This window comes from Ensifer sp. ENS06, from assembly GCF_014852205.1.
Taxonomy (GTDB): Bacteria; Pseudomonadota; Alphaproteobacteria; order Rhizobiales; family Rhizobiaceae; genus Ensifer; species Ensifer adhaerens.
On sequence record NZ_JACVBC010000060.1, the window covers coordinates 1 to 330 of the forward strand.

The following is a 330-nucleotide window of genomic DNA, read 5'->3' on the forward strand; positions in this document are numbered from 1 at the left end:
CGGTGCCGGAGATCGGCCCGAACGACGTGCTGATCAAGGTGAAGAAATCGGCGATCTGCGGCACCGACGTGCACATCTGGAACTGGGACCAGTGGGCCCAAAAAACCATTCCGGTGCCGATGGTCGTTGGTCACGAGTTCATGGGCGAGATCGCCGAGGTCGGATCGGCCGTCACCAAATACCATGTCGGCGAGCGCGTCTCCGGCGAGGGCCACATCGTCTGCGGCAAGTGCCGCAACTGCCGGGCCGGCCGCGGGCATCTGTGCCGCAACACGCTCGGCGTCGGCGTCAACCGGCCGGGCTCGTTCGGCGAGTTCGTCTGCCTGCCGG

At 66.4% G+C, this 330-nt stretch carries 1 protein-coding gene; it reads left to right on the top strand.

The genetic code is table 11. The features are described 5' to 3' along the window. Positions 1-2: 2 nt before the first annotated feature. The coding region (locus IB279_RS36840; protein ID WP_309142339.1) for an alcohol dehydrogenase catalytic domain-containing protein at positions 3-330 on the top strand (328 nt) is incomplete at its 3' end.